The sequence below is a fragment of the Pseudomonas kitaguniensis genome, assembly GCF_009296165.1.
Taxonomy (GTDB): Bacteria; Pseudomonadota; Gammaproteobacteria; order Pseudomonadales; family Pseudomonadaceae; genus Aquipseudomonas; species Aquipseudomonas kitaguniensis.
In genome coordinates this window covers 1-20,547 of sequence record NZ_VUAZ01000161.1, presented here as the reverse complement: position 1 = coordinate 20,547, position 20,547 = coordinate 1, and the positions used below count along the sequence as shown (strand labels likewise).

At 59.5% G+C, this 20,547-nt stretch carries 22 protein-coding genes and 1 pseudogene; 8 read left to right on the top strand and 15 right to left on the bottom strand.

Translation table 11 applies throughout. The annotated features are described in order from the left end of the window. Positions 1–45: 45 nt before the first annotated feature. From rimK to rimA, 3 genes are read right to left on the bottom strand one after another with little or no spacing between them, the layout of a single operon-like run. Positions 46–951: a 30S ribosomal protein S6--L-glutamate ligase gene (gene rimK / locus F0169_RS24125; protein WP_025855543.1), complete on the bottom strand. Its 906-nt coding sequence runs from the start codon at positions 949–951 to the stop codon at positions 46–48. Then, the gene (rimB, locus tag F0169_RS24120) at positions 948–1,430 is read right to left on the bottom strand and encodes a retropepsin-like aspartic endopeptidase RimB (RefSeq protein ID WP_058413085.1); all 483 of its coding nucleotides are present in this window, start codon (positions 1,428–1,430) and stop codon (positions 948–950) included. Before rimB ends, rimK begins: the two co-directional genes overlap by 4 nt. A gap of 13 nt (positions 1,431–1,443) precedes the next feature. Further along, entirely contained in the window at positions 1,444–2,223 is a 780-nt protein-coding gene (gene rimA / locus F0169_RS24115) for a S6 modification regulatory phosphodiesterase RimA (RefSeq protein ID WP_058413086.1), read from the bottom strand. Positions 2,224–2,339: 116 nt separating this feature from the next. Here rimA and F0169_RS24110 point away from each other — a divergent pair, with 116 nt between their 5' ends. Beyond that, positions 2,340–2,747 carry a S4 domain-containing protein gene (locus F0169_RS24110; protein WP_172979538.1) on the top strand — a complete coding sequence of 136 codons (408 nt, stop codon included), beginning with the start codon at positions 2,340–2,342 and terminating at the stop codon, positions 2,745–2,747. A 69-nt stretch (positions 2,748–2,816) separates the two neighbouring features. Here F0169_RS24110 and F0169_RS24105 read toward each other — a convergent pair whose 3' ends face one another. Then, entirely contained in the window at positions 2,817–3,620 is an 804-nt protein-coding gene (locus F0169_RS24105; RefSeq protein ID WP_152747816.1) for a phosphatase PAP2 family protein, read from the bottom strand. 123 nt (positions 3,621–3,743) lie between these two features. On the opposite strand from F0169_RS24105, the gene hslO reads away from it, so the two are divergent. Then, a complete protein-coding gene (gene hslO / locus F0169_RS24100; protein ID WP_058413089.1) occupies positions 3,744–4,646 on the top strand; it encodes an Hsp33 family molecular chaperone HslO in 903 nt (300 codons plus the stop codon). Positions 4,647–4,825: 179 nt separating this feature from the next. Then, positions 4,826–6,366: pseudogene (locus tag F0169_RS24095) on the top strand (phosphoenolpyruvate carboxykinase). A 185-nt stretch (positions 6,367–6,551) separates the two neighbouring features. Here the strand turns inward: F0169_RS24095 and F0169_RS24090 are convergent. The 4 genes from F0169_RS24090 to F0169_RS24075 form a co-directional block, all read right to left on the bottom strand. Then, positions 6,552–6,908 carry a DUF1493 family protein gene (locus tag F0169_RS24090; RefSeq protein WP_152747815.1) on the bottom strand — a complete coding sequence of 119 codons (357 nt, stop codon included), beginning with the start codon at positions 6,906–6,908 and terminating at the stop codon, positions 6,552–6,554. Positions 6,909–7,133: 225 nt separating this feature from the next. Beyond that, a complete protein-coding gene (locus F0169_RS24085) occupies positions 7,134–7,454 on the bottom strand; it encodes a hypothetical protein (protein WP_152747814.1) in 321 nt (106 codons plus the stop codon). 299 nt (positions 7,455–7,753) lie between these two features. Continuing rightward, positions 7,754–8,353 carry a putative adenosine monophosphate-protein transferase Fic gene (locus F0169_RS24080; protein ID WP_152747813.1) on the bottom strand — a complete coding sequence of 200 codons (600 nt, stop codon included), beginning with the start codon at positions 8,351–8,353 and terminating at the stop codon, positions 7,754–7,756. Next, entirely contained in the window at positions 8,353–8,523 is a 171-nt protein-coding gene (locus F0169_RS24075; protein WP_152747812.1) for a YhfG family protein, read from the bottom strand. Before F0169_RS24075 ends, F0169_RS24080 begins: the two co-directional genes overlap by 1 nt. A 282-nt stretch (positions 8,524–8,805) precedes the next feature. On the opposite strand from F0169_RS24075, the gene F0169_RS24070 reads away from it, so the two are divergent. Both F0169_RS24070 and F0169_RS24065 read left to right on the top strand, forming a co-directional pair. Beyond that, entirely contained in the window at positions 8,806–10,743 is a 1,938-nt protein-coding gene (locus F0169_RS24070; protein ID WP_152747811.1) for a RecQ family ATP-dependent DNA helicase, read from the top strand. Between the two features lie 23 nt (positions 10,744–10,766). Beyond that, on the top strand, positions 10,767–11,198 hold the full coding sequence (locus F0169_RS24065) for an acyl-CoA thioesterase (protein ID WP_152747810.1): 432 nt from the start codon (positions 10,767–10,769) through the stop codon (positions 11,196–11,198). A 121-nt stretch (positions 11,199–11,319) separates the two neighbouring features. Here F0169_RS24065 and F0169_RS24060 read toward each other — a convergent pair whose 3' ends face one another. The 4 genes from F0169_RS24060 to F0169_RS24045 form a co-directional block, all read right to left on the bottom strand. Further along, positions 11,320–11,799, bottom strand: a complete 480-nt coding sequence (locus F0169_RS24060) for a glycine zipper domain-containing protein (protein WP_152747809.1) — start codon at positions 11,797–11,799, stop codon at positions 11,320–11,322. A 238-nt stretch (positions 11,800–12,037) separates the two neighbouring features. Continuing rightward, positions 12,038–14,386 (bottom strand): FdhF/YdeP family oxidoreductase, encoded by a 2,349-nt coding sequence (locus tag F0169_RS24055; RefSeq protein WP_122252015.1) that lies wholly within the window; start codon positions 14,384–14,386, stop codon positions 12,038–12,040. Continuing rightward, entirely contained in the window at positions 14,383–15,222 is an 840-nt protein-coding gene (fdhD, locus tag F0169_RS24050; protein WP_152747808.1) for a formate dehydrogenase accessory sulfurtransferase FdhD, read from the bottom strand. Before fdhD ends, F0169_RS24055 begins: the two co-directional genes overlap by 4 nt. A 97-nt stretch (positions 15,223–15,319) precedes the next feature. Continuing rightward, positions 15,320–16,207, bottom strand: a complete 888-nt coding sequence (locus tag F0169_RS24045; RefSeq protein WP_122252014.1) for a LysR family transcriptional regulator — start codon at positions 16,205–16,207, stop codon at positions 15,320–15,322. Between the two features lie 131 nt (positions 16,208–16,338). Here F0169_RS24045 and lysM point away from each other — a divergent pair, with 131 nt between their 5' ends. Further along, positions 16,339–16,779, top strand: coding sequence for a peptidoglycan-binding protein LysM (lysM, locus tag F0169_RS24040; RefSeq protein ID WP_152747807.1), 441 nt, complete (start codon positions 16,339–16,341; stop codon positions 16,777–16,779). Positions 16,780–16,824: 45 nt separating this feature from the next. Here lysM and yrfG read toward each other — a convergent pair whose 3' ends face one another. After that, entirely contained in the window at positions 16,825–17,487 is a 663-nt protein-coding gene (gene yrfG, locus F0169_RS24035; RefSeq protein WP_122252013.1) for a GMP/IMP nucleotidase, read from the bottom strand. Between the two features lie 87 nt (positions 17,488–17,574). On the opposite strand from yrfG, the gene nudE reads away from it, so the two are divergent. Together nudE and cysQ are read left to right on the top strand one after the other, a co-directional pair. Next, positions 17,575–18,141, top strand: a complete 567-nt coding sequence (gene nudE / locus F0169_RS24030; RefSeq protein ID WP_099241031.1) for an ADP compounds hydrolase NudE — start codon at positions 17,575–17,577, stop codon at positions 18,139–18,141. Then, positions 18,138–18,956: a 3'(2'),5'-bisphosphate nucleotidase CysQ gene (gene cysQ / locus F0169_RS24025; protein ID WP_152747806.1), complete on the top strand. Its 819-nt coding sequence runs from the start codon at positions 18,138–18,140 to the stop codon at positions 18,954–18,956. The genes nudE and cysQ overlap by 4 nt, the downstream gene beginning before the upstream one ends. A 33-nt stretch (positions 18,957–18,989) precedes the next feature. Here the strand turns inward: cysQ and F0169_RS24020 are convergent, their stop codons facing one another. Together F0169_RS24020 and F0169_RS24015 are read right to left on the bottom strand one after the other, a co-directional pair. Then, the gene (locus F0169_RS24020) at positions 18,990–19,445 is read right to left on the bottom strand and encodes a YiiD C-terminal domain-containing protein (RefSeq protein WP_152747805.1); all 456 of its coding nucleotides are present in this window, start codon (positions 19,443–19,445) and stop codon (positions 18,990–18,992) included. 26 nt (positions 19,446–19,471) lie between these two features. After that, positions 19,472–20,547, bottom strand: a 1,076-nt coding sequence (locus F0169_RS24015) for a sigma-54 dependent transcriptional regulator (protein ID WP_152747804.1), incomplete at its 5' end; no start/stop codon positions are given.

Sequence of the window (20,547 nt, the reverse complement as noted above, 5' to 3'; positions counted from 1 at the left end):
TGCTTTTGCCCTTACTTGCAGCTTGTAGCTTGTGCTTGCAGCTAACTAACCTTTGCCCTTGGTGCGGGTCATGTTCGGCCCACCGTTCTTTTCCAGATGCTGAATGATGATCCCCGCCACGTCCTTGCCGGTGGTGGTCTCAATGCCTTCCAAGCCTGGTGACGAGTTCACCTCCATCACCAGCGGGCCGTGGTTGGAGCGCAGAATATCCACACCCGCTACCGCCAAGCCCATTACCTTGGCTGCGCGCAGTGCGGTCATGCGTTCTTCCGGGGTGATTTTGATCAAACTGGCGCTGCCGCCACGGTGCAGGTTGGAACGGAACTCGCCTGGCTTGGCTTGACGTTTCATCGCCGCAATCACCTTGTCGCCCACCACGAAACAGCGGATGTCCGCACCGCCGGCTTCCTTGATGTACTCCTGCACCATGATGTTCTGCTTGAGGCCCATGAACGCCTCAATCACCGACTCCGCGGCGGTGGCGGTTTCACACAACACCACGCCGATGCCCTGAGTGCCCTCCAATACCTTGATTACCAGCGGCGCGCCGTTGACCATGTCGATAAGGTCGGGAATGTCGTCCGGGGAGTGCGCAAAGCCGGTAACCGGCAGGCCAATGCCCCGGCGCGAGAGCAGTTGCAGCGAGCGCAGCTTGTCGCGCGAGCGTGCGATGGCCACGGATTCATTCAGCGGGAACACGCCCATCATTTCAAACTGGCGCAACACCGCGCAGCCATAAAACGTCACCGAGGCGCCGATACGCGGGATCACCGCATCAAAGCCTTCCAGCGGCTTGCCACGGTAGTGGATCTGCGGCTTGTGGCTGGCAATGTTCATATAGGCACGTAACGTGTCGATCACCACCATTTCGTGGCCACGTTCGGTGCCGGCCTCGACCAGGCGGCGGGTGGAATACAGACGCGGGTTTCGCGACAGCACAGCAATCTTCATGCAGCACCTGGGGCAGAAATAGTAGAGACCGGGAACACCGGCTTGTCTTGAACGTACTTGACGCCGGGGTTGACCACCAGATGGCCGTCAATCAACGCCTTGGAGCCCAGCAATAAGCGGTAACGCATGGCCTTGCGACAGGCGAGGGTGAATTCCACCCGCCATACCCGATCGCCCAACGCCAGGGTGGTGCTGATCACATAGCGCACCTGTGCATGGCCGTTGGAGCTCTTGATGGTTTTCATCGTCACCAGCGGTGCTTCACAGCGGCGGTGACGCAGTTGCACCACAGTGCCCAAGTGCGCGGTGAAGCGCACCCACTTTTCACCGTCGCGCTCAAACGGCTCGATCTCGGTGGCGTGCAGGCTTGAGGTGCTGGCACCGGTGTCGATTTTCGCGCGCAGGCCAGCCACTCCCAAGTCGGGAAGTGCCACCCACTCACGCAGACCCACAACGGTCAAATGGTCAAATGTCTTCAATAGGGTTAACCGGTTAATTCGCCCAGGCCTGAGTTGAAACCTCAGGCAAGGCTTTGAATGCAGGCCTGGCGAACCAGTAACCCTGCATCAGAAAAATTCCACAGTCGGACAAAAAATCGCGCTCGCCGGCACTTTCGATGCCTTCGGCAATGACAGTAACGCCCAACTGCTCACAGATTGTGACAATCCCCCGGACGATCACCTGACGGACACGGTCTTGATCGACATCGCGAATCAGCGCCATGTCGAGTTTGATCAAGTCAGGTTGGAAATCAGCCAGCAGATTCAGCCCGGAATGGCCCGCGCCGAAATCGTCGATCGCGGTCTTGAAACCGAATTCGCGGTATTCACGCAGAATATTCGTCAAATGGCGATGGTTATCTACATGCTCGCTTTCCAGTGTCTCGAAAATCAGCTGATTGAGCGGAAAATTATGCGCACGCGCCGCTTCCAGCGTACTGCGGATACACAGCTCCGGCCGGTACACGGCATTCGGCAGAAAATTGATCGAGAGGTGGGTTTGCATGCCCAGCGCAGCGGCCCCGGCAATCGCCTGTGTGCGGCAACGCTGGTCGAAGCGGTAACGATTGCTCTCGTTGACGTGCCCAAGCACGGAGTGCGCGCCTTCACCGTGCGTGCCTCGTACCAACGCTTCATAGGCAAAAACCGAGTGGTCCCGAAGGTCTACGATAGGCTGATAGGCGAACGCAAAATCGAAACTCAGCGGTTCGCTTTGCTGGCAGCCCACGCAACGCTGGTTGGGCGAGGTGAGTGAAGCAGGGAAGTCGGTCACAGCGTATCCTCGCGAAAACAGGGTGCTACCTGGCGTATCTTAGGTGAGCTCGGGGGTTTATGCGTCGATGGGTTTCAACGGTACAGTTGCGACATTTTTCAGAGCGAGGAATTCAAGTGGCTCAAAAGCAGGAAGAGGAAGAAAAGGTCCGGTTGGACAAGTGGTTGTGGGCGGCGCGCTTTTATAAAACCCGTGCCCTGGCCAAGGCCGCCATCGAGAGTGGCAAGGTGCACCATCGCGGTGAGCGCTGCAAACCTGGCAAGGAGCCGCGCGTGGGTGATGAGTTGCAGATTCGTAACGGGTTTGATGAAAAAACCATCGTGGTACAGGCGCTTTCCGTTGTGCGCCGTGGTGCGCCCGAAGCGCAGGCGCTGTACGCCGAGACCGACGCCAGCATCGCCAAGCGCGAAAACGCAGCGGCCATGCGCAAGGCGGGTGCTACGGGCATGACCACCGACGGCAAACCGAGCAAGAAGCAGCGCCGCGATTTGTTCAAGTTTCGCGGCAGTGGCAATGACGAGTGATGCGCAAATCTGCAGCGAGAAGGCGATCAAATGTGGGAGCACGTCCACTCCCACATTGAGCCTGTGGTGTTACGCAGTTGCGCGTATGACGCTCAATCGCCCGATGACTGGCAGTTTGCCGAGTAACCTGAAGATCGGTGCGGTCAGCCGTAACAACCCCTCCGACACCTTCGCCGCAAACGGCGTGTAATACCCCCAGCCCAGTGCCAATAGCGCCAGCAGCACGCCGCCGATGTAATCGTCCTGCCCCCAATGCGCGCCCGCTACCAGCCGCGGCATCATGAACAACAGTGCCAGGCCCCAGATCACCAGCACCTGGCCAATGCGCTTGGTAAACACCGTCATGAACATCGCCCAGATCAACAGCACCGAAGCATGATCGCCTGGGAAACTCTGGCTTGAACGGTCCTTCAACTCCCAGGTTTTCTCAAGGCCCGGGAAGTAATCGCTCATTTGCACCGCGCCGCTGATCACCATCGACGGGCTGCTGTGTTGCCAACCCATTTGCGCGGCGAGTTTGGAAAACAGCATGCGGATAAACAGCAACAACAGCAAAATGCCGAAAAAGCCGAAAAACGCTTGGCGTACCTGCACCGCCTTGAACACCCAGTCACCACGCACCAGCAGCGCCAGCAAAATGACCCCGACCACCGCGTCGAACGGTCGCAAGCTGGCCACGGCCCACACGTGTAACCACATCGAATGGCTCGCCAGCGGGTCATTGAGCAGGTGGAACAGCCATTCGTCGAATATCACACAGAGCATCTGGCCCGTGGGCCACAGCCAAAAACACAACAGTGCAACAGCGACCAGATTGCAAACGGCCCATCGCCGGAGGTTCCACGTAGCTTGGAACAAACCCGGATTGTTCATAAACTGTTCCTCATCGCTCGATTGCTCTCCCTTTTTCAGGAGAAAACCGCACCAAATTGGTGCTAAAGCGTTTTATTTTATAAACCTTGTCATCAATTTGTCATCATTCAGATACCGAGACCTATGACTGATCTACCGGATACCGACTTCACCCAACGCTTCATCTTCGACGAGAACGACGCCCGCGGCGAACTGGTCTCGCTGGAGCGCAGCTATGCCGAAGTCCTCGCCAAGCACGCCTATCCGGAGCCGGTCGCGCAACTGCTCGGTGAATTGATGGCGGCGGCGGCGCTGCTGGTCGGCACCATGAAGTTCGACGGTTTGCTGATTCTGCAAGCGCGTTCCGATGGCCCGATTCCGATGCTGATGATCGAGTGCTCCAGCGAGCGCGAGATCCGTGGCCTGGCCCGTTACGAAGCCGACCTGATCACCGCCGACGCCACCCTCGGCGACCTGATGACCAATGGCGTGCTGGCGATCACCGTCGACCCGACCGAAGGCCAGCGCTACCAGGGCATCGTCGACCTCGACGGCGAAACGCTGTCGGACTGCTTCACCAATTATTTCGTAATGTCGCAGCAAGTCGGCACCAAGTTCTGGCTAAATGCCGACGGCAAGCGCGCGCGTGGCCTGCTGTTGCAGCAATTGCCGGCTGACCGCATCAAGGACGACGATGAGCGCACCGACAGTTGGCGCAAGCTGACCGCCCTGGCCGGCACCCTGACCGCGGAAGAACTGCTGGCCCTGGACAACGAGACCATCCTGCACCGTCTCTACCACGAAGAGGCCGTGCGCCTGTTCGACGCACAGGGCCTGCGCTTTCGTTGCAGTTGCTCGCGCGAGCGTTCAGCCAATGCTTTGGTCAGCCTTGGTTTGGAAGATGCGCAGAATTTGGTAGTGGAGCACGGTGGCCATATCGAGATCGACTGCCAGTTTTGCAACCAGCGTTACCTGTTCGATGCCGCCGATGTAGCCCAATTATTTGCCGGCGCAGGCATCGACACCCCCTCCGACACCCGCCACTAAAACGTTTAAGCACAGGTGAATCACCTGAAAAACGCCGGATTAGCGCAGTTCTGACGGGAGGCCCCTACTCTTTTTGGGCTTTTCTGGCATAATCCGGCCCACTTTTTTCGCGGTAGTAGTGCGCAACTTTCTACTACAAAACGTTTGGAGCACTCGGCCATAGGCCGACGGGGAACCTCATGACGCAAGCCAATAACGCCGTATACACCGATCTGAGTGTTGACGATCTGGTCAAAGAAGCCCTGCAGCGCGGTGAAGGCGTGCTTGCCGATACTGGCGCGCTGGTCGTAGAAACCGGTCACCGTACCGGCCGTTCGCCGGTCGATCGCTTCATTGTTGAAGAGCCTTCCACCCAGGCTGCCATTGCCTGGGGCCCGATCAACCGCAAGTTCCCGGCCGACAAGTTCGATGCCCTGTGGAGCCGCGTAGAAGCATTCAACAACGCGCAAGAGCATTTCGTTTCCCACGTTCATGTAGGGGCCGCTGAAGACCACTACCTGGCCGTGAAAATGACCACTCAGACTGCCTGGCAGAACCTGTTCGGTCGTTGCCTGTTCATCAACCCGGCCCAATACAACCCGGCCGGTCGTGAAGAGTGGCAAGTGCTTAACGTGGCCAACTTCGAGTGCGTGCCAGAGCGTGACGGCACCAACTCCGACGGTTGCGTGATCCTCAACTTCGCGCAGAAAAAAGTCCTGATCGCCGGCATGCGTTACGCCGGTGAAATGAAAAAAGCCATGTTCTCGGTGCAGAACTTCCTGCTGCCGGCCGCCGACGTACTGCCGATGCACTGCGCTGCCAACATCGGCGAAGCGGGCGACGTGACGTTGTTCTTCGGTCTGTCGGGCACCGGCAAAACCACCCTGTCCGCCGACGAAAGCCGTTACCTGATCGGTGACGACGAACACGGCTGGGGCGAAGGCGTGGTGTTCAACATCGAAGGCGGTTGCTATGCCAAGTGCATCGACCTGTCCGAGAAGAACGAGCCGGTTATCTGGAAAGCCATCAAGCACGGCACCGTGCTCGAAAACGTAGTGATCGACGATGCCAAGCACGCCGACTACACCAACGTCAGCCTGACCCAGAACAGCCGCGCCGCCTACCCGCTGGAACACGTTGCCAAGCGCTCCGAGCACAACCTCGGTGGCGAGCCAAACGCGGTGATCTTCCTGACCTGCGACCTGACCGGCGTACTGCCGCCAGTCTCGATCCTCAGCGAAGAGCAAGCGGCCTACCACTTCCTGTCCGGCTACACCGCACTGGTGGGCTCGACCGAAATGGGTTCGGGCAGCGGCATCAAGTCGACCTTCTCCACTTGCTTCGGCGCGCCATTCTTCCCACGCCCAGCGGGCGAATACGCTGAGCTGCTGATCAAGCGCGTGCGCGGCTTCGGCTCCAAGGTCTACCTGGTCAACACCGGCTGGACCGGCGGTGGCTACGGCGTCGGCAAGCGCTTCAACATCCCGACCACTCGCGGCGTGATCGCAGCCATCCAGAGCGGCGCGTTGGTCGTGCTGAAACCGAGCACCTCGACACCATCAACCTCGACGTGCCATTGGCCGTACCGGGCGTTGACACCGGCCTGTTGAACCCACGTAACACCTGGGCTGACAAAGCTGCGTACGACGAAGCCGCGAAAGCGCTGGCCGCTCTGTTTGTAGAGAACTTCAAGAAGTTTGAAGTGAGCGATGCGATCAAGGCTGCCGGGCCTAAGTTGTAAGGTTCGGTTGTTGTGAAAAAGCCGCCTCTTGCAGGCGGCTTTTTTATGCGCGAAAGGTTAGCGGGCGAGGGACCCGAAGGTGGGAGGGGGCTTGCTCCCGATGGCGGCGGGTCAGCCGCTGAATTATTGGCCAGCCTACCGCTTTCGCGAGCAAGCCCACAGTTAGACGTGGCGTGTGCTTGAAGTCAGTTGAGGTCTTCCAGCGTTTGCGTGTCCCAGTTGTGGTGCTTGATCGCCAGGTAAAGCATGCCGATGGTCAGCGCGATTTTATCGCCACGGCCCTTGGCCCGGCGTTTCAGGAACACATCAAACACCGGCGGCTGAAAATAACGATAAGCGTCGTAGTCACCCAGGTCGAGCGCGAAATCCTGTTCCAGCGCTTCCATGAATTGCGTGGCTTCGGCGCCATCGCAGCCAAGGTCAAAGTTGATCGAGGTATCGAGGCGAATAGTCTTGTGTTCCGGCAGGCCGATTTCTTCGTGCAGCAATTGCAGGAGTCGCTGCATGGCGGCGTCTTCGGGGAAGTTGGGGGCCAGGTTCATGGTGGGTGCACGCAGGAGTGGGTGGATGGGCACCGGTGATATTACGCGAGGAGGTCAGCCGTTGCAGGGTGAAGAGCAAGGCCGGATTTGGAACCGATCAAGTGTGGGAGCGGGGCTTGTCGAATCGTCGCACTGACGCGATGGCGGCCTGTCAGGTTCAGAACTATAACCTGACACTCGGCTATCGCAGCGGTGTGACGATTCCACAGGCCTGCTCCCACGGGTTTAGCTGAGTGGCTGGCTTGGTTGTCCCTGTTGATCGGCGGCTGGCTGTAATTGAACGTGTTGCGCAGCCTCCAGCAAATCACAACCGTCCTGTACGAGCAGGTACAAGGCGTTGATGATGTGGGAGATGTCTTTGAGGTCGGCGTGTTCGAAGGTCAGGCAGGTGAAGGTTTCCATTAAGTCGCTCGCAGCACGGATGCGCTGGTGTGCGGCGGATTGAATATCTTCGCCTGTGGCTTCGGTGTCGATGACGAGAGGGTGGGTGTCGGTGAAATTGGTGCGTAGCTGACGATAGCGATCCGTCGTTTCAGGTATTTGCATTTAAAGGCACTCGGTTTGCTGTTAGGTAACCGACATCACCGTGGCCAAACGGTGGGTGGCGGACTGTGCGCAGGTTGGCCAGCCGGAAACAGCAATCCGACACGTCCGAAGACGTCCCACACACAGCCGCCATAGCAGTGCTTTACGAGACGATAGACGTTCGCAAGGCAAGTAATGGCACTTATGTGTGCTGTTTTCGAGTGACCAAACCCGATCGCTGAGTTGCCAGCGACGGGCCAAACCTTAGAAGTGAGCGCTATTTCGCGCAATAAACAGGTGGTTTAACCAATAGGATTCGATCAAGGGCTGACTGGCATGCTGATACACCGCTCAAAAATCGTCTCAAGCCCCCGATAGTCGCACGCCACCGCATCAATGTTCGCAGGAATCCACGCTGCATCTTTCACCAGCCACCAATTCACCGAAAAGCCGGCATTCACGATGATTTGCTCGAATAAAATTCGCTGCGCCCGGCCGTTGCCTTCGCGGAAGGGGTGGATGACATTGAGGTCGCCGTAGACTTCGGCGATCAGGGGTATCAGTTCAGACTGAGCAGCCCCGACGTACCAGTTCGCTTGTTCCATTTGCCTGATAATTTTCGCAGCTTCAGGCGGAATACGCTCCGGTGTGCAGAACAGCGTGTCACCTTTCTGGATGTTGACGCTGCGCAACTCCCCGGCCCAGTCATAGATGTCGCCGAACAGGGTGCGGTGGATGTATTGCAGGCGTTCGAGGTCGTAGGGTGGCGGGTAAAGCGGCAGGCTGCTTACGGCGATTTCGGATAATTCTCGCTCGGCCTGGTGCAAGAGCGTTTCGTCTAGCAAGTCTAGGCGGTTGCGCAGGACGTCGGTACCGGGATAGCAGTACGGATCCTGGCCCACCCCATACTTGTCGAGCATCAGTGTGGAGTTTTGCGGTATTTGGCAAGTACGGCTTCGCGGGTCGGCAACGGTTTTTCTGCGTCTGCCGGGTGAGTGTCGAACCCCTCCAGGCGCAGGCTGGCAAGGTAATTGGAGCGGCGGATCTTGTGGTAATGATCCTGTTTTTGCTCAAACGTCGGTTTGCTCATCGCAGCGTACTCCTAGGTTGCGAAGGATGATTATAGCGCAATGTTTCAGCTTGCAGACGGGCTAAAATCAAACGTAAACGCTGACTTTTAGCACCTGGCTCAGATCCAAACTGTGGGTTGTTGGTTGTCCTGCAATACTGTGCGAAATGTCCTGCTTCGGCCCAAGGCCATCCTTTACCCTGTGTATTATCCTGTCTCTTTTTTCCTTGCGACCTTTCTCGATTCGCTGAACGCACTGGTCTATGTTTTGGGCTCATTCAGCGGTCAATGGAGTGACAGCTCATGCACGACACCCTCCAACAGGTCTTCGGTTTTTCACAATTTCGTTTGGGCCAGGAACAAACCGTCAGTGCGGTGCTGGCCGGTCGCTCGGCTGCCGCTATTTTCCCCACGGGCTCGGGCAAGTCCCTGTGCTATCAACTGTCGGCGGTGCTATTGCCGCATTTGACGCTGGTGGTTTCGCCCTTGTTGGCGCTGATGCAGGACCAACTGGGCTTTCTGCAACGCCACGGCATTTCGGCGGGCAGTATCGATTCGGCGCAAACCCGCGACGAGGCCAATGATGTGATGGCCCGTGCGCGTTCAGGCGAGTTGAAAATCCTGATGATTTCCGTGGAGCGTTTGAAGAACGAGCGCTTTCGTAATTTCCTGCAAAGCGTGCAGCTCTCGTTGCTGGTGGTGGATGAGGCGCACTGTATTTCCGAGTGGGGCCACAACTTTCGCCCGGACTATTTGAAGCTGCCGGACTACCAGCGTCAGTTCAATATCCCACAAGTGCTGCTGTTGACGGCTACGGCGACGCCCAAGGTGATTGCTGACATGCAGGCGAAGTTCGCCATTGCTCCGAACGATGTGGTCACCACCGGCTTCTACCGGCCCAACCTCAACTTGTTGGTGGAGCCGGTTGCCGGTGCTGATAAGCGTGCGCGGCTGGTTGCGTGGATGAAAGAGCGCGCCAATCAGCCGAGCATCGTCTACGTCACGTTGCAGAAAACCGCTGAGCAGATTGCCGAGCACCTCACCCGCAATCGCATTCTGGCCGAGGCGTATCACGCGGGTTTGCCCCACGATAAGCGCGAGGGCATTCAGCAGCGCTTTATGGGCGGGCGCTCCAATTGCATCGTCGCGACCATCGCGTTTGGCATGGGCATCGACAAAAGCGATATTCGCAATGTGGTGCACTTTGACCTGCCCAAATCCATCGAGAACTACAGCCAGGAAATCGGTCGCGCCGGGCGTGACGGCCAGCCATCGGACTGCCTGGTATTGGCCAACCGCGACAGCCTGAATGTGCTGGAGAACTTCGTGTACGGCGACACGCCGGAGCAGGGCGGCATTCGCCGCGTGCTGGAGGAGCTGCAAGCGGCGCGGGGTGATGGGCAGTGGGAGTTCTTGCTGAGGTCATTGTCGGACCACAGCAACATCCGTGAGCTGCCGCTCAAGACGCTGTTGGTGCAGTTGGAGCTCAAGGGCGTGATCGCGCCGCGCTACGCGTTTTATGCCGAATACCGCTTCAAGTACCTGATCGAACCCGACGCCTTGCTCGCGCGGTTTGCCGGCGAGCGGCAGCAGTTTGTCGCGGCGATTATCCAGGTCTGTCAACGCGCCAGAACCTGGGCAACCGTGGATTTCGACGCGCTGTATCAACAGCATGGCGCCGAGCGCAACCGCGTGGTCAAGGCGTTGGATTACTTCCAGGAGCAGGGCCTGATCGAGCTGGAAAGCAAGCAGATGACGGAGGTGTACAGCCTGCTGAATACCGATTTTGACCCAGAAGCGTTAAGCCTGGAGTTATACACAGGCTTCAAGCAGCACGAGGTGGCAGAGGTGGCGCGGATCCACGCCATGCTTGAGCTGTTTGCCACCGAGCGTTGCCTTGGGCAGCGTTTGGCTGAGTACTTTGGTGATGAAAATGCTCCCCAGCGTTGTGGGCATTGCTCGGTGTGTCACGGCCACGTTGCGCACTTGCCGCCGCCGCCGGGTTTGCCGCCGCTTGTGGATAAAAACTTCATGGCGCTGTGCGGTGATTTTATCCACAGGCATCATGAGGCCACCGGGGATTTGCCAGGCGCGGAGCGGCTCACGCGCTTTCTGGGCGGTATCAGCGTGCCGTTGTTTACCAAGCTTAAAGCGCGCAGCATTGCGGGTTTCGGTGCGCTGGAGGACTACCCCTTCGCCGAGGTGCGCGATTGGGCCGCAGCCCATTTGAATGACCTGTAAAACCACATTTACGAGACCTGCACATGCCTGATTCAATGCCGTTACGCGCCGATTACCGTCACTTCCAGCCGATCATCACGCGTTGGCACGACAACGATGTGTATGGCCATGTGAACAACGTGACCTACTACAGCTTTTTCGACACGGCGGTGAATACCTACCTGATCGGGCAGGGCGGGTTGGATATTCATGACGGCGAAGTGGTGGGGTTTGTGGTGAGTTCGGCGTGCGATTATTTCGCCTCGATCGCGTTTCCCGATCGTATAGACATTGGCCTGCGGGTCGGCAAATTGGGTAACAGCTCGGTGCAGTATGAGTTGGCGGTGTTCAAGGCGGGCGAGGATGACGCCTGTGCGGCAGGGCGCTTCGTGCATGTGTTTGTGGACCGGGCGTCGAACCAGCCGGTGACGATCCCGGGAATGTTGCGCGAGGCATTGCAGCGGTTGGTGGTGTGAGCCTGAACGTGAATACTCAGCCAACGCAAATGTGGGAGGGGGCTTGCTCCCGATTGCGGTGGTTCAGCCAAACAGGTGTTGGCTGACACACTGCCATCGGGAGCAAGCCCCCTCTCACAGATTACCGATCGCGGTAGTGATGCTTGTTCTTGCGATGCCCGTAGGCGTGCCCACGACCACGATGGTCATCGCGGTCATAGCGACGGTTATCTCGCCCACGGTCACGACGGTCGTCGTCATCGCTCTTGTTGCCCATGTAGTTGCCGGCCGCACCACCTGCGCCACCGCCGGCGGCTGCGCCGATCAGGCTGCCGGTGGTGCCGCCCATGCTGCGGCCTACGACGTTGCCGCCGGCTGCGCCCAGGGCACCGCCAATTGCTGCTTCACCACGGCTGCGCTTGTCTGCGCCGACCGCACTGCCGCCCGCGCCGCCGACGGCTGCGCCGATGGCCGAACCGGTGTTGCCGCCGAGCTGCTGGCCAACAACTGAACCTAGAACCCCGCCCAATGCGCCGCCCACACCGGCTTCGGTGGTGCCACCGGCCATGGCTGCGCCACTGACCAGGCTAAAGGACAACAAGAGAATCGAGGAGAACTTCATAGACAGACCTCAAGAGGATGACGGCGCGATCCTGAGGTTGTATCGAGACGCTGACAATCGAAATCCGACCAGTGGTGTGAGTTGTATACAACTCTATAAGTTACTGTTTTGTATAAGGAACTTAAGTGATTTTTGCGGGTCTGTAGCTTCTGTCTGTAGTGACTTCAAAACGCCGCTTTTAAGCAAAAGCGGCCTTTTTTGTGCCTGAAGAATCTTCAGGCTGTAGAGCGTGTTGTCGTCAGGCAGAGCGCGCCATGATCAAGCCACTGTCGCTCGCCGCTTCCAAACGAATCGCCACGAACTTCGACGTCGGGGTATGGCTGCCTTCGCCGGTGCTTTCCAGCGGCACCAGCGGGTTCACTTCCGGGTAATAAGCGGCTGCCTGGCCTGCCGGAATATCAAACGCGAGCAAGGTGAAGCCCTTCACGCGGCGCTCGCGGCCATCTTCCCACAGCGACACGATGTCGGCCTTCTGCCCTGGCTTGAAGCCCAGGCGGATGATGTCGGCTTCATTGACGAACAACACGTCACGCTGACCTTTCACGCCGCGGTAGCGGTCGTCCAGGCCATAAATGGTGGTGTTGTACTGATCGTGGGAGCGCATTGATTGCATGATCAGGTCCGGCACACGGCCTGTGGCGTGGGTGCGTTCGTGAATCAGGTCTTTGGGCAGGACGTTCGGGCGGAAGTTGGCGCGGCCCGATGGGGTGTTCCAGCGGCGCGAACCGGCGGAGTTGCCCAAGTAGAAACCGCCCGGGTGTTTGATCTTCTCGTTGAAGTCTTTGAAGCCCGGGATGGTGTCGGCGATCAGGTCGCGGATGCGCCCGTAGTCGGCCACCAGCCAGTTCCAGTCAACCGGTTTACTGCCCAGGGTCGCAGCGGCAATGCCGGCGACGATGGCAGGCTCGGATTTCATCAGCTTCGACAGCGGTTGCAGTTGGCCGTTGGAGCCGTGAACCATGCTGAACGAGTCTTCCACCGTCACCGCTTGCGGGCCGTCGGCCTGAATGTCGATGTCGGTACGGCCCAGGCACGGCAGAATCAGCGCGTCCTTACCATGCATCAGGTGGCTGCGGTTGAGCTTGGTGCTGATCTGCACGGTCAGGTCGCAGTTGCGCAGCGCTTCGAACGTGCGCGGGCTGTCTGGAGTGGCTTGGGCGAAGTTGCCGCCCAGGCCGATAAACACCTTGGAGCGGCCTGCAAGCATGGCGTGGATCGCTTCGACCACGTTGTGGCCATTGTCACGCGGCACCTGGAACTGAAAGCGACGCTCAAGGGAGTCGAGGAACGCCGCCGGTGGGCGCTCGTTGATGCCCATGGTGCGGTCGCCCTGCACGTTGCTGTGGCCACGCACCGGGCACAGGCCGGCGCCGGGGCGGCCGATATTGCCGCGCAGCAGCATCAGGTTGGCGATTTCCTGGATGGTCGGCACCGAGTGGCGGTGCTGGGTGATGCCCATCGCCCAGCACATGATCACGTTCTTGCCCTTGGCGTACATGCGCGCGATCTGTTCGATCTCGATCAGGCTCAGGCCGGACTGCGCGACGATTTCATCCCACGAGGTGTCGTCGATCTGCCCGAGGTAATCCAGCACGTTGGTCGTGTGTTCGTTGAGGAAGTCGTGGTCGAACACGGCTTCTTTGCCTTCGGCCTGAGCCTGGCGCTCCCACAGCAGCAGGAACTTGGCCATGCCGCGCAAGATGGCCATGTCGCCACCGAGCGCCGGGCGGAAGTAGGCGGTGTTGGTCGGCTTATCGCCGTTGGTGAGCATTTCCAGCGGGTGTTGCGGGTGCTGGAAGCGCTCCAGGCCACGCTCTTTCAGCGGGTTGATGCACACCACTTGAGCGCCACGTTTTACCGCTTCGCGCAGCGGCTCCAGCATGCGTGGGTGGTTGGTGCCGGGGTTCTGGCCCCACACGAAAATCGCATCGGCATGTTCGAAGTCATCAAAGGTCACGGTGCCTTTGCCCACGCCCACACTTTGCGCCAGGGCCACGCCGCTGGCCTCGTGGCACATGTTCGAGCAGTCCGGGAAATTGTTGGTGCCATACGCGCGCACAAACAACTGATACAAGTAAGCCGCTTCGTTGCTGGCCCGGCCCGAGGTGTAGAACTCGGCCATGTCCGGGCTCGGCAATGCATTGAGGTGCTTGCCCACCAGGTCGAACGCCGCTTCCCAACTGACCGGCACGTAGTGGTCGGTCTGTGCGTCATAGCGCATCGGCTCGGTCAGGCGGCCTTGGTATTCCAGCCAATAGTCGCTCTGCGCGAGCAGCGCGGTGACGCTGTGTTTGGCGAAGAATGCAGCGTCCACGCGGCGCTTGGTGGCTTCCCAGTTGACCGCCTTGGCGCCGTTTTCGCAGAACTTGACCATGCCGCTTTCCGGCGAGTCGCCCCAGGCGCAGCCGGGGCAGTCGAAGCCGCCGTTCTGGTTGGTCTTGAGCATCATGCGCAGGTTTTTCAGCGCGTTGTCGCTGGTCAGCCAGGCTTGCGCCACGCTGATCAGTGCACCCCATCCGCCGGCTGGGCCTTTGTAGGGCTTGTAGCGCGGGGTCGGGGTTTGGTCGGCTTGATGATGATTGCTCACGGCTGTTTCTCCATCGCAGGGCTGTAAACCCGCGGCGCACTTTTCTGCGGCAGGTGGATGAGATTGAGGTTGTGCCGACGTGCCCATTGCAGGGCCAGGCCGGTGGGCGACGACAGGCTAACCAGGGTCTGGATGCCCGCGCGCAGAACTTTTTGAATCAATTCGAGACTGCAGCGGCTGGTGACAATCGCCAGGCCGCCGTCGGTCGGAATGTTTTGGCGGATCAATGCGCCGATCAATTTATCCAGCGCGTTATGCCGGCCGATGTCTTCGCGGCCCATCAACAATTCGCCCTGGTTGTTCATAAATACCGCCGCATGCACCGCGCCGCTGTACTGGCCCAAGGGCTGGAAAGCGCTGATGCGTTGGCGCAGACCATCAAGCCATTCGGCGGGCGGCAAGGGCGCACCGGGCAACACTTGAAGGTCTGGCAAGGCTTGTTCAACCGCTTCTACGCCGCACAAACCGCAGCCGCTGGTGCCTGCCAACTGGCGGCGCTGCTGCTTGAGGTTCCAGAACGCACGGCTGGAAATCTGCACCTGAGCGTATTGGGCCGAGCCTGAACCGCTGAGTTTAAGGTCATAAATGTCGCTAACGTCGGCGATAATGCCGCTGCCGATGCTAAAGCCGACAATGAAGTCTTCAAGGTCGGTCGGCGTCACCAGCATCACGGCCTGGCTGATGTCGTTATAGGCAATCGCCAACGCCACTTCTTCGGCCAAGGCAGTGCTGGCGACTTCAGTGTGTTCGAGGTTGCAAAACTGGTAGCTCTGGCTGGCGGCCGGCGCGGGCGTTTCGAGGGCGGGCGCCGCGCAAGCTGGGCGCTTGGCGTTCATGGGGCAGTACCACCGGCGGATTGATCAATGTTCAGACTAGGCGCGACAAAGCGTCGCGTCTAATCGTCAGTACTGATCTATCGATAGATGGCGTCGATCAAGGCTCTTGCTGCGATTTTTGAAACAGCGCAAAACAGGCTTCGGCGAGTGCCGAGCGGGGTGCGCCGCGGCGCATGATCAACCCCAGGCGCGCCACTGTGTGAGCGTCCTCAATGGGTTGCAGGCGCAGGTGCTCGGTGAGCGCGTCAAGCCCACCTTCCAGCGGCATGACTGCGCAACACAGCCCGCCGTGCACGGCTTGCAATAGTTGATGCACCGCATCGGTTTGTAACAAAGGCTGCGGATTCAGCCCACGGCTGTGGAAATTATGGTCGATCGATTGGCGAAAATGCATGCCGCTGGTGAGCATGCCCAACGGCAGTTCGATCAGCGCTTCCCAGCTCAAAGGGGTATCGCCAAAGCTGAAAAATCGTTGGTCGTAGAGCAGCCCCATACGGGTTTCGCCCAAGGCCAGCGAGTCGAAACGCTCGGTGTCGAGGCGCTCCAGGTAGGAAACGCCAAGGTCCAGGCGGTTGCTCGCGAGTTGTTCCAGAATTTGCTCGGAGCTTAATGCCGACAGCTCAAAGCGCAGGCTCGGGTGCTCTTTATGCAGTTGCTGCATCAAGGCCAAAGGGTCAAAGCTCGACAGCGGCACCACGCCCAGGCGCAATGTACCGACCAAATTGCCACGACAGGCGGCCGCTTCGGCCAGCAGGCCGTCATAGGCCGCCAGCACGGTGCGCGCCCACGCCAATACCCGCTCGCCCGGCGCGGTAAACCCTTCAAAACGCTGGCCACGATTGACCAACGGCAGGTCGAGTTCTTCTTCAAGGTTGCGCAAGCGCATCGACAGGGTCGGCTGAGTGATATGGCAGCGCGCCGCTGCCTGGCCGAAGTGGCGGGTCTCGTCTAGGGCGATGAGGAATTTCAGCTGCTTGATGTCCATCTTCGCTCCGGGCTAATTCCAATGGCTGTGGGATTCTAGCGCGTTTGGGTCTTGGGTCGGGCTGGAACCCAGTGTTGTCAGGCTGGTCTAGTCTTGGGTGTCTGGAATTTAAATCCCAAGGAGAGCGCAACATGAGTCTTTTAAGTTTTGTGAAGGAAGCAGGCGAAAAGCTGATCGACCTGTTGACGCCGGGCAACGCGAATGCCGGCGACGAATTGAAAAAGCATATCGAGGCAGTAGGTCTGGGTAGCCCGAATATTCACGCCACCGTAGACGGTGACAAGGTGACGATCACCGGTGAAGTGGCGAGCCAGGAAGAGAAAGAAAAAATCCTTCTGGCGGCGGGTAATATTGCCGGTATTAAGACCGTGGATGACCAGATTACCGTTTCCGGCCCAGTGGTTGTGGCCTCGCGATTTGTCGTGGTGAAGAGCGGCGACACGTTGAGCGCGATCTCTAAAACGGTGTATGGCGACGCCAACAAGTACAACAAAATCTTTGAGGCCAACCAGCCGCTGCTTAAAGATCGGAACAAGATTTACCCAGGGCAGACGTTGCGTATTCCTGAGTAACACGTTGAACACACTGTGGGAGGGGCAAGCCCCTCCCACAGTTGATTACAGGCCGACAATCAGCTCCCGGTAATCGCCTACCGCTGCAAACTCCCCGGTGTCCTTTGGGCCTTTTTTGCTGTCCGGTTCTTTCACCGCCAGCAAATGCCCCACGCCAAATTCTCGAGCGCTGCGCAGGATCGGCAAAGTGTCATCGATAAACAGGCTGCGCGCCGGGTCAAAGCCGATGTCGGCTTGCAGGGCATCCCAAAACTGCGGGCTTTCTTTGGCAAAACCATAGTCGTGGGAGCTGATCAGTCGCTCGAAATACGGCGCCAGTTCAATGCGTTCCAACTTCAGTGACAGCGAATCGCGGTGCGCGTTGGTGATCAGGATCACACGCTTGCCGGCCTGTTTGATCGCCGCCAGAAAGGTGTCCGCGTCCGGGCGCAGCGCGATCAGGTGGGCGGTTTCCAGCTTGAGTTCGCGCACTGGAATCGCAAGTTCGGTACTCCAGAAATCCAGGCAATACCATTGCAACTGCCCGGCGTTACGTTCAAACAGTGGCTGCAATTCCATTTCGGCCATGGCCCGGCTCACCCCATGCAGCTCGGCGTAACGCTGCGGCAGGTGCTCCATCCAGAAATGGTTGTCGTAGTGCAGGTCGAGCAAGGTGCCGTCCATGTCCAGCAGGACAGTGTCGATGGCGTGCCAGGGCAAAGAGGGCATGCGGAGGTCTCATGTAAGTAAAAATATCCGACACAGACAATCGGAAAAGCCACGGTATAGTAACCCGATCACGCCAAGGAGCCGCTTATGCGCCAGAAACCCACCGTCCTCGCCCGCGAAATAGTCGCCAGTAGCCGTTTGTTCCGCGTGGAGGAAGTGCAATTGCGCTTTTCCAATGGCGTTGAGCGAACCTACGAGCGCCTGGTAGGCCGTGGTGCCGGCTACGGCGCGGTGATGATTGTGGCAATGATCGATGAAGATCACGCGTTGCTGATTGAAGAGTACTGCGGCGGCACGGACGAATACGAGTTGTCGTTGCCCAAAGGGCTGATCGAGCCTGGTGAAGACGTGCTGGCGGCCGCCGACCGTGAACTCAAGGAAGAGGCGGGTTATGGCGCTCGGCAGTTGGAACACATCACCGAGCTGTCGTTGTCGCCGGGTTACATGAGCCAGAAAATCCAGGTGGTACTGGCCACTGATCTGTACGAAGAACGCCTTGAAGGTGATGAACCCGAGCCCATGCGTGTAGACAAGGTCAACCTGCGTGAGCTGTCGCAACTGGCGCAACACGAGCAATTCAGCGAAGGCCGCGCGCTGGCCGCGCTGTACCTGGTGCGCGACCTGCTGACCCAGCGTGGAGCGTTCAGCGCATGAGCGAACTGTTTTTGGGCCACCCGTTTATTGCCCCGGTGATTGAGTTGGCGCGCCAGGCCGGTGAAGTGATCCTGCCGTATTGGCGTGCCGATGTGGCCGTGACTTCCAAGGCCGATGATTCGCCGGTGACGGCCGCGGACCTGGCCGCGCACCATCTGATTCTTGCAGGCCTCACCACGCTCGACCCAAGCATCCCGGTGCTGTCTGAAGAAGACGCTGATATTGACCAGAGCGTGCGCGCCGGCTGGCAGCGCTGGTGGCTGGTGGACCCGTTGGATGGCACCAAGGAGTTTATCGCCGGCAGTGAAGAATTTACCGTCAATATCGCCTTGATCGAGCAAGGCCGCGTGGTGTTTGGCGTGGTCTCGATGCCCACCAGCGGTCGCTGCTATTTCGGTGGCGCGGGCTTGGGGGCGTGGCGTTCAGATGTTAACGAAGCGCCCAAGCAGATTCAGGTGCGCCAAACCCCTGCGGCAGGTGAGGCGTTTACCGTGGTTGCCAGCCGTCGTCACACCAGCCCGGAGCAGGAACGCTTGCTCGACGGTTTGAGCCAGGGTTTGGGTGAGCTGAAGCTGGCGAATATCGGCAGCTCGCTGAAGTTCTGCCTGTTGGCCGAAGGCAGCGCCGATTGCTACCCGCGCCTGGCGCCCACCTCGCAATGGGACACTGCTGCAGCACAGGGCGTGCTGGAAGGCGCGGGCGGCGAAGTGCTGGAATTGAGCGGTGAGCCGTTCAGCTACCCGGCGCGGGCGTCGTTGCTGAACCCGTTCTTTTTGGCGCTGCCCGCCAAGGCCGAATGGCGCGAGCGCTGCTGACCTTAGCCAGAGCCCAGGGCTGAGGCTTTTGGGCTAGCGGTGCAGCACGTATTGGCCGGTAAACGCCACTGCGTGCTCCTCAGCGCCCTCATTCACAACCCACGTCTGCAGCGCCAAGCGCGCCCGGCCATAACGCTTATAGGTCGCCACAAAGCGCTTCCACAGCTTCTGCTCCGGCGCCTGGCACACCACCGTCGCATCGCGCGTTACCGGCAACGGGTAACTGATGTGCCCTTCCTGAATCACGATGTGCCCGTCTTCAATACCGTCTTCGCGCAACTGCAGGTGCAGCCAGCCCCAACCGGCCAGTACTGCGCCGCAATACAGGCTGCCGCCGAACATGGTGCTCTTGTGGTTGATATTCGCCTGTAACGGCAGGTGCAGCTGCAATTGGCCGTGTTGCCAGTCGAGCACCTTCAGGCCCATTTCCCGCGTGAGCGGAATGTCGTGGTGGAGGATGGATTCCAGGTAACGGCTGTCGCGGCTCATGGTGGCCTCTTGGCGGTTGGGCGGGGTCATTCGTCGTCTGCGCTGTGGTTGCCGCTGTCGGCGAAGTTAAGGCCGTGTTTGCGCAGTTTGTCGTGCAGGGTTTTGCGCGGCACGCCGAGTGCTTCGGCAAGGCTGCGCACCGAGCTGTGCGGGCGAGTGAGTTCGGCGGCGATCAGGCTTTTTTCGAACTGCTCAACCTGTTCGCTCAAGCCGCCTGGGGTGGAGGTCAGCACGCCGACGGCAGGGTTGTCCGCCGTGGCATCAAGGGCAAGCTCCAGGCCCAGGGCAAAGCGTTCCGCCGCGTTTTGCAGTTCGCGTACATTGCCCGGCCAGTTATGGCGCAACAACAGCGCACGCTGGCCCGGTTGCAACGCGTGCAGCGGCAGGCCGTGGCGGCTGCTGGCTTCGTCGGCGAAGTGCTGGAACAGCATCAACGCATCTTCACCGCGCTCGCGCAGCGGCGGAATGCGCAGCGGCGCCACATTGAGCCGGTAATACAAGTCGGCGCGGAAGCGGCCCTGGTCGGCGGACTGGCGCAGGTCTTCCTTGGTGGCGGCGATGATGCGGATGTCCAGCGGGATCAGCTGATTGCCGCCTAAACGCTCAACCACGCGCTCTTGCAACAGGCGCAGTAACTTGACCTGCACATCCAGGCTCATGCTTTCGATTTCATCGAGGAACAGCGTGCCACCGTTGGCAAATTCGAACTTGCCGATACGGCGTTTCTGCGCGCCGGTAAACGCGCCGGGCTCATGGCCGAACAGCTCGCTCTCGACCACCGACTCTGCCAGCGCGCCGGCGTTGATCGCCACAAACGGCCCGTTGCGTCGGCTCGACAGGTCGTGCAGTGCGCGCGCCACGACCTCTTTACCGGCGCCGGTTTCGCCGAGTATCAGCACGTCGGCACGCGTCGCGGCCAGTGCGCCGATCTGCTCGCGCAGGCGCAGCATTTGCGGTGAGTGGCCCACCAGGCGCGTGCTCAATTGCTGGCGGTCGCTGAGGGCCAGGCGCAGGCTGCGGTTATCCAGCACCAGGCGGCGCAACGCCAGCGCGCGGCGCACGCTGTCGAGCAGCGCGTCGCTGGCGAAAGGTTTCTCCAGAA

Coding starts and splice junctions, on each gene's coding strand:
- rimK (WP_025855543.1), bottom strand. CDS start 951: ATGAAGATTGCTGTGCTGTCGCGAAACCCGCGTCTGTATTCCACCCGC.
- F0169_RS24105 (WP_152747816.1), bottom strand. CDS start 3,620: ATGAACAATCCGGGTTTGTTCCAAGCTACGTGGAACCTCCGGCGATGG.
- hslO (WP_058413089.1), top strand. CDS start 3,744: ATGACTGATCTACCGGATACCGACTTCACCCAACGCTTCATCTTCGAC.
- F0169_RS24090 (WP_152747815.1), bottom strand. CDS start 6,908: ATGAACCTGGCCCCCAACTTCCCCGAAGACGCCGCCATGCAGCGACTC.
- F0169_RS24085 (WP_152747814.1), bottom strand. CDS start 7,454: ATGCAAATACCTGAAACGACGGATCGCTATCGTCAGCTACGCACCAAT.
- F0169_RS24080 (WP_152747813.1), bottom strand. CDS start 8,353: ATGCTCGACAAGTATGGGGTGGGCCAGGATCCGTACTGCTATCCCGGT.
- F0169_RS24075 (WP_152747812.1), bottom strand. CDS start 8,523: ATGAGCAAACCGACGTTTGAGCAAAAACAGGATCATTACCACAAGATC.
- F0169_RS24070 (WP_152747811.1), top strand. CDS start 8,806: ATGCACGACACCCTCCAACAGGTCTTCGGTTTTTCACAATTTCGTTTG.
- F0169_RS24065 (WP_152747810.1), top strand. CDS start 10,767: ATGCCTGATTCAATGCCGTTACGCGCCGATTACCGTCACTTCCAGCCG.
- F0169_RS24060 (WP_152747809.1), bottom strand. CDS start 11,799: ATGAAGTTCTCCTCGATTCTCTTGTTGTCCTTTAGCCTGGTCAGTGGC.
- fdhD (WP_152747808.1), bottom strand. CDS start 15,222: ATGAACGCCAAGCGCCCAGCTTGCGCGGCGCCCGCCCTCGAAACGCCC.
- F0169_RS24045 (WP_122252014.1), bottom strand. CDS start 16,207: ATGGACATCAAGCAGCTGAAATTCCTCATCGCCCTAGACGAGACCCGC.
- lysM (WP_152747807.1), top strand. CDS start 16,339: ATGAGTCTTTTAAGTTTTGTGAAGGAAGCAGGCGAAAAGCTGATCGAC.
- yrfG (WP_122252013.1), bottom strand. CDS start 17,487: ATGCCCTCTTTGCCCTGGCACGCCATCGACACTGTCCTGCTGGACATG.
- nudE (WP_099241031.1), top strand. CDS start 17,575: ATGCGCCAGAAACCCACCGTCCTCGCCCGCGAAATAGTCGCCAGTAGC.
- cysQ (WP_152747806.1), top strand. CDS start 18,138: ATGAGCGAACTGTTTTTGGGCCACCCGTTTATTGCCCCGGTGATTGAG.
- F0169_RS24020 (WP_152747805.1), bottom strand. CDS start 19,445: ATGAGCCGCGACAGCCGTTACCTGGAATCCATCCTCCACCACGACATT.